Below are 5,789 nucleotides of genomic sequence, written 5' to 3' on the forward strand. Positions count from 1 at the left end.
TGCCCCTCGGAAGATGAAAGGGAACCCGAGGACGTTGTTGACCTGATTGGGGTAATCGGATCGGCCGGTGGCCATGATCACGGCGTCCTCGCGGGCGCCCTTGGCGGCCTCATACCGGATCTCCGGGTCAGGATTGGCCATCGCGAAGATAGTTGGGTTGTCCGCCATCGATCGCACCATGTCCTCCGAGACAATGCCTCCGACGGATAACCCAACAAACACGTCCGCCCCGGCCATCGCGTCAGCCAGGTCTCCGCCCGGTCCCTCACTCGCGAACTCCCGTTTGAATTTGTTTATATCGCCCGCAGCCGCGCGGTCCTCAGTGATGATCCCCGAGGAGTCACACATAGTGATCCTGTCGGCATCCGCCCCAAGGGAGACATAAAATCGGGCGGTGGCGATGGCCGAGGCACCGGCGCCGGAGAAAACGATGTCAAGATGCTCGAGCGATTTCCCGGCGACTTCGACGGCATTGAGCAGCGCGGCCCCGGAGATGATGGCGGTGCCGTGTTGATCGTCGTGGAACACGGGGATATCCATCTCCTCGCGGAGCCGTGTTTCGATCTCGAAACACTCGGGAGCCTTGATATCCTCTAAGTTGATCCCGCCGAACGTCGGCTCCATCGCCGAGACCGACGTGATGACATCCTCCGGATCGTCCTGATCAAGTTCGATGTCGAAGACGTCGATGTCGGCGAAGCGTTTGAAGAGAACGCCTTTGCCCTCCATGACGGGTTTGGAGGCCTGGGCGCCGATATCACCCAGCCCGAGCACGGCCGAGCCGTTCGAGACGACGCCCACCATGTTGCCTTTGGTAGTGTAGGTGTACGCTTGCTCGGGATCGGCGGCGATTTCGTTACAGGGGGCGGCCACGCCGGGCGAGTACGCCAACGAGAGATCGCGTTGGGTGTTGGTCGGCTTTGTCGTCGAAATCTCGACTTTCCCCGGTGGATCGACCCGGTGATACTCTAATGAATCTTCATCCAATCCCATGGAGGTATGGCGTACAGCGAGATTAAAAAGGTACTCACCGAAGCGGGCCACGCTCCCGGTTCCGCGGCATATATATCAATCCGGGACGGAGTTCGATTATGGACTTCCGACGGCTACTGCTCGTGACGACGGTCACGACGGCGATCACCGCGCTTATCGGGGTCATCACTGCAACGACCGGCGCCGGCCTCACCTGCGAGGCCCGGTGGCCGCTGTGCGACGGTGCCGTTTTTGGGCTTTTCCCGGCGAACTTCATGTCGTTCATCGAGTGGTTCCACCGTCTCGTTGCGATGGTCACGGGTCTTTTGATCATCGGGTCAACAGTCACCGCCTGGCGCGGCGGCGGCAGCCGGCGCGTCCGGCTCGCGACGCTCGTGGCAGTGCTTTTGACGCCGTTACAGGTCGTTTTCGGCGCATTCACCGTCCTCGTCCACGAGTTCGTCTTCGGCTACTCCGTGCTCGTGTTGACACTGCACTTCGGTCTCGCGTCGCTCATCCTCGGAGCGCTCGTGGCGGCGACGGTCTGGACGTATGCTGAGGGGGCGTCGGTCTCGACGGCCCGCGTCCAGCAAGCCGGTACTGTCGCGTTGCTGGGTTTCCCCGTGATGATCGCGCTCACCCCGCGGCTGTTCTTCAGTTTCGGTGAGGTCGTCCAGTTTAGTTACTACGGGCTGGGATTCGGGCTGTTCTCGGCGCTTGCGGTAGTTGCGCTGTGGGGTCGCGAGATCGATCTCGGTGGCGTTTCGGCCGCCGGGGGCATCGCAGCGGTGCTCATCATCGCCCAACTCGTCGTGACGCGACAGGCGTTCGGCGACGCCGGGCAACTACTCGTCATCGGGCTCTCGTTCGTAGCCTTCGCACTGACGCTCGTGTCGGTGTACCGTGTCCGGACGCTCGGAGCCGACACGCTCGCGTCGCCGTTAGCGAGTGATTGATTCGCCCGCACCTCGCCGATTCACGCCGCCTGTTGAGTCCCCCCGTCCGTTCCGACCAACGCTTATGCGGGCGCGGGCCCATCCACGCTATATGAGTGACGTACTCGACGACAGCGAGATCGACGCGGAGCTTCCGGACGGATGGATGCGCGATGACGATGAGATTGTCCGGACGTTCGAGTTCGACTCCTATCTGGAAGGCGTCGGGTTCGCCTCCGGGGCAGCCGGCGTCGCCGAGGAGGCGTTTCACCACCCCGAACTGACAATCAGCTGGCGAGAGGTCGAGGTCCGGCTGACGACCCACGACGCCGGTGGGATCACCGAGAAAGACCTCGATCTCGCGGCGCGCTTCGACGAATTGGCCGGGTGACGGCGGTCGCCGTACCCGGACAAGATTTGATAGCCCACAGTTCGGAGGGTGTGTGCGTATTGCGATCCCGCGATACCGGCATGTATGTCCAAACCCAACGCGACGGGGACTGCCGCCGGAGCGGCAAGCGACGACGGAAACGGTGCTCTTCCGGCGCTCGACACCGTTCGGCCGCGTGCAACGACGGGTGACGGCGATCCGGCCGTCGAGATCCGGTTCGAAAACGGCGCGATGATCCGGTATCGGGCGGCCGGCGACGGAATCGAAGAGGAGTGGTTCGCACCGGAAGCGGGTGCGGCCACCCACTCGCACGCCGCCGACCTGCCGAACGCGGACGGCGGAAGCAACAGGTCGGAAAGCGGCGCCCCAACGAGGAGTGACCTGTCGGATCGCGCCCTGTGTACGGTCGCGTCGTACCTCTCTTTCGGGGATCGACGCCGTGCTGCATTCTCGTGGGGGAAGGCGAACGTCGCGGTGTTACTGGGTGAGGAACCGCAGAGCAACGGCGGGTAACTCGAGGGCCAACAGAGGACGCATCCAGGACTCACCTCCGCTGGTGAAGGCTATACTGGACCGACGGCTATTTTACCGGGCGAACGGAGTGATTGATATGAGTCTCCGGACAGCTGTCGCCGCCCCGTTCCGCGAGACGGGGGGCACGCAGATGGGTGAGAGCGCGTTCGTCGTCGCGCTCTCGCTCGACCGCGATTGGTTCTCGCCGGATCAAGCGAAGCGGTTGGTCGACGTCGCTGCCAGCGAGGGGCTGCTCCGGCGCAAGGACGGAACGCTCGAAGCCCACTTTGACCCACAGGAGACGACCGTGCCGGAGGGGTTCGAACCCGACGAGTCGATTCTCCGGAAACGATCGACGTTCGAGCGCCTCCTCGGTGCTCTCGTCGAGGCCGGCGAAGACAAACAGGAGGCGGTCGCGGCGATCAACGGGCTTCAGTCGGAGCTCGCGGTCACAATCGAGGCCGCCGCCGCCCTCTACGCCCACCGCCGGGGCATCGATGTCGACGACCTCGCAGGCATGGCACGGGGAGAGCTGTAGATGGTCACCGACGAGATCGTCGACGGGACACGCATCGGCCGACTGCTCTCCTCCGAGATCCACGGCCACGAACGCGGCACGCTGGGGCGTCTCCGGATCGTCGATGCGGACCCGGACGTCGAAGCGACCGAGGGTGGGGCGTTCGCGTTCGCGATCGCCGTCGATAACAGAGGCGGCGCGGACGCCGGCGATCCAGCCGACCCCGGAGAGCGGATCGCCGAGGCGTACGTCCACCCGGATCGGCTCCGGGTGGCGTTCCTCGCCGGGGAGACGGCCGCCGAAGCCGGTCGAGACGTGGGGCTTAGAACCCGGCCGAAAGCCGTCGAGCCGCCGCGAACGCTCGTCTTTGTCGAGCGCGGAGCCGATACGAAGGCGGTGCTACGCGTTGTCAGCCGGATCGCCGAGGCGGTCTTCGAGGATAGCGGGTAGCGTAGCGAACGCCGACCGCTGCATCGTCGCGTCGGCGTCGGGGTGTGGCGTCGGACCGTCGGGATACTGCACTTGGAGTGTCCGGAAACCCGCAGCAGCAGCCCCCGCGATGTCTCGCTCAGGGTCGTCGCCGATGTAAACTGCCTCACCGGGGGCGATACCGAGTTCATCAGCGATCGTTTCGAAGGCCCGGCGGTCCGGTTTCGGGGCCCCGATCGGCCCGGTCACGACGACGGCGTCGAAGGCATCCGTCCAGCCTAATCGTTCGAGTTTGTCGCGCTGGGTGTGGCCGGGGCCGTCGGTCAACAGTCCGAGCCGGTACCTCTCTCGGAGCGTTTCGAGGGCCGCCTCCACACCCTCGACCGGGGTGAGCGCCTCGCCGATTGTCTTGCGGTACGCCCGGGTCAACGCCGGAGCGTCCGAGCCGACGAGCGCCTCAAAGACCGGGCGTCGGCTCTCGCTCCCGCTGTGTTCGCGGTGGGCGTTAAGGTACGCCTCGCGGTCGAAGGAGATGGACACGCCGGCCCGGTCAGCGGCGGCCGCCAGTAGCGCGGACCGATCGCCGTCAGTCACCGCGAGCGTATCGTCGAGATCAAACACGACGGCCGTTGGCACGGATTCGGATTGGGTAGCCGGGAATATATATCGTCCGGCAGCGCCGTGACGTGGATGTCAGCCGTATTCGGGCCGCGCATCCGGCAGATCGGTGCCCATCCGCCAAACTGATCGATACGTACCCACCCGTTCGATACTCGCCCGCTCGACGGATCGTTCGTAATCGGTCGAACAGGAGCACTTTTTATTGCGCGCCGACAGCCGGTGGTATGGGGTTTTTTGAGGATCTCGATGCCCGGATCGAGGCGATCAACAGCGTCGTCTCGGTTGGGCTCGATCCCGATCCGGACCGCTTGCCGTCGTTTCTCGACGTGGAGTTGCCACGATGGGCGTTCAACCGTCGGGTCATCGACGCGACACACGAACACGCCGCCTGTTATAAGCCGAACGCGGCCTTCTACGAGGATTCCGACGGCTGGCGAGCGCTGGCGGAGACGGTCGCCTACGCCCACGGAAAGGGCGTCCCCGTCCTGTTGGACGCAAAGCGTGGCGACATCGGTAACACCGCGAGACAGTACGCGGCTGTGCTTGATCCGAACGGCCTCGACGCCGACGCGATCACCGTCAACCCGTATATGGGTCGGGACACCTTAGAGCCGTATCTGTCCCGCTCGGAGAAGGGCGTCTTCGTCCTTTGTCGGACCTCGAACAGCGGCGGCGCGGACTTTCAGAACCTCGACGTTGGCAACGACAAGCCGCTGTACCAGTACGTCGCTGAACGGTGTGCGGCGTGGGATGAACACGACAACGTCGGGTTGGTCGTCGGCGCGACGGCACCCGAGGAACTAGAGCGCTTGCGTGACGCCGTCGATCGTCCCTTCCTCGTCCCCGGTGTCGGCGCTCAAGACGGTGACGCCGAGGCAGCCGTCGAGTACGGCCTTGCTGACGGCGTCGGATTGGTGAACTCCTCGCGCGGGATCATCTTCGCCGGCGAAGGGGCCGACGCCGAGGGGGCGTACTTCCGGGCCGTCGGCGACGCCGCGAAGCGGCTCAAACGGCGCCTCAACGAGTTCCGGTAGGGCGTCAACGGGTCCCGACGGGGTATCGGCGATTTCCGATGGATCGTCAACGAGTTTCGGCGGGCCTTCGAAGCTAGGCCGCTTGGGAAGGTCGACCTACGGAAAAATCAGACCGCCAACGGATCAGCGGAGGACCCCTCGCCGTCGGAGAGATGGTAGTTTGACTTCCGGGCGTCCATGAGGTAGACGGACTCCTCGACGATGTCCGCCGACTCAAGTTTCTTCAGCGCGTGCCGGACGGTTCGCTGGGGGAGCAGCGACGCGTCGGCGAGTTGGGCCTGTGTCATTGCTCCCTCGTACTGGAGGGTCTTATATACCAATTTGGCGCTCGGCGGCAGCGACGCGACTGCCGATTCGTTGTCCGTCATACTACAATA

General features: G+C 64.4%; 9 protein-coding genes. 6 read left to right on the forward strand and 3 right to left on the reverse strand.

The genetic code is table 11. The features are described from left to right. A partial coding sequence (locus tag ACI944_RS10790; RefSeq protein ID WP_411719056.1) for a malic enzyme-like NAD(P)-binding protein occupies window positions 1–993 on the reverse strand: 993 nt, incomplete at its 3' end. Between the two features lie 98 nt (window positions 994–1,091). Here ACI944_RS10790 and ACI944_RS10795 point away from each other — a divergent pair. The 5 genes from ACI944_RS10795 to ACI944_RS10815 all read left to right on the forward strand — a co-directional run bounded on the left by ACI944_RS10795 (window position 1,092) and on the right by ACI944_RS10815 (window position 3,778). Further along, window positions 1,092–1,928: a COX15/CtaA family protein gene (locus ACI944_RS10795; RefSeq protein ID WP_411719057.1), complete on the forward strand. Its 837-nt coding sequence runs from the start codon at window positions 1,092–1,094 to the stop codon at window positions 1,926–1,928. Between the two features lie 91 nt (window positions 1,929–2,019). Then, the gene (locus ACI944_RS10800) at window positions 2,020–2,298 is read left to right on the forward strand and encodes a 4a-hydroxytetrahydrobiopterin dehydratase (RefSeq protein WP_411719058.1); all 279 of its coding nucleotides are present in this window, start codon (window positions 2,020–2,022) and stop codon (window positions 2,296–2,298) included. Window positions 2,299–2,382: 84 nt separating this feature from the next. Next, entirely contained in the window at window positions 2,383–2,811 is a 429-nt protein-coding gene (locus tag ACI944_RS10805) for a hypothetical protein (RefSeq protein WP_411719059.1), read from the forward strand. Window positions 2,812–2,908: 97 nt separating this feature from the next. Continuing rightward, entirely contained in the window at window positions 2,909–3,349 is a 441-nt protein-coding gene (locus tag ACI944_RS10810) for a DUF2240 family protein (protein WP_411719060.1), read from the forward strand. Next, window positions 3,350–3,778 carry a hypothetical protein gene (locus tag ACI944_RS10815; protein ID WP_411719061.1) on the forward strand — a complete coding sequence of 143 codons (429 nt, stop codon included), beginning with the start codon at window positions 3,350–3,352 and terminating at the stop codon, window positions 3,776–3,778. Here ACI944_RS10815 and ACI944_RS10820 read toward each other — a convergent pair. Continuing rightward, a complete protein-coding gene (locus tag ACI944_RS10820) occupies window positions 3,728–4,393 on the reverse strand; it encodes an HAD family hydrolase (protein ID WP_411719062.1) in 666 nt (221 codons plus the stop codon). The two genes, ACI944_RS10815 and ACI944_RS10820, sit on opposite strands and share 51 nt — an antisense overlap. Before the next feature lie 209 nt (window positions 4,394–4,602). Here ACI944_RS10820 and pyrF point away from each other — a divergent pair, with 209 nt between their 5' ends. Further along, window positions 4,603–5,412 carry an orotidine-5'-phosphate decarboxylase gene (pyrF, locus tag ACI944_RS10825; protein WP_411719063.1) on the forward strand — a complete coding sequence of 270 codons (810 nt, stop codon included), beginning with the start codon at window positions 4,603–4,605 and terminating at the stop codon, window positions 5,410–5,412. A gap of 107 nt (window positions 5,413–5,519) precedes the next feature. Here pyrF and ACI944_RS10830 read toward each other — a convergent pair. Then, on the reverse strand, window positions 5,520–5,789 hold a 270-nt coding region (locus ACI944_RS10830; RefSeq protein WP_411719064.1), incomplete at its 5' end, for a winged helix-turn-helix transcriptional regulator.

It is taken from the genome of Natronomonas sp. (genome assembly GCF_046710025.1).
Taxonomy (GTDB): Archaea; Halobacteriota; Halobacteria; order Halobacteriales; family Haloarculaceae; genus Natronomonas.

Excerpts from the sequence above, each read along its gene's own strand:
- ACI944_RS10795 (WP_411719057.1), top strand. The coding sequence starts at position 1,092 with ATGGACTTCCGACGGCTACTGCTCGTGACGACGGTCACGACGGCGATC.
- ACI944_RS10800 (WP_411719058.1), top strand. The coding sequence starts at position 2,020 with ATGAGTGACGTACTCGACGACAGCGAGATCGACGCGGAGCTTCCGGAC.
- ACI944_RS10805 (WP_411719059.1), top strand. The coding sequence starts at position 2,383 with ATGTCCAAACCCAACGCGACGGGGACTGCCGCCGGAGCGGCAAGCGAC.
- ACI944_RS10810 (WP_411719060.1), top strand. The coding sequence starts at position 2,909 with ATGAGTCTCCGGACAGCTGTCGCCGCCCCGTTCCGCGAGACGGGGGGC.
- ACI944_RS10815 (WP_411719061.1), top strand. The coding sequence starts at position 3,350 with ATGGTCACCGACGAGATCGTCGACGGGACACGCATCGGCCGACTGCTC.
- pyrF (WP_411719063.1), top strand. The coding sequence starts at position 4,603 with ATGGGGTTTTTTGAGGATCTCGATGCCCGGATCGAGGCGATCAACAGC.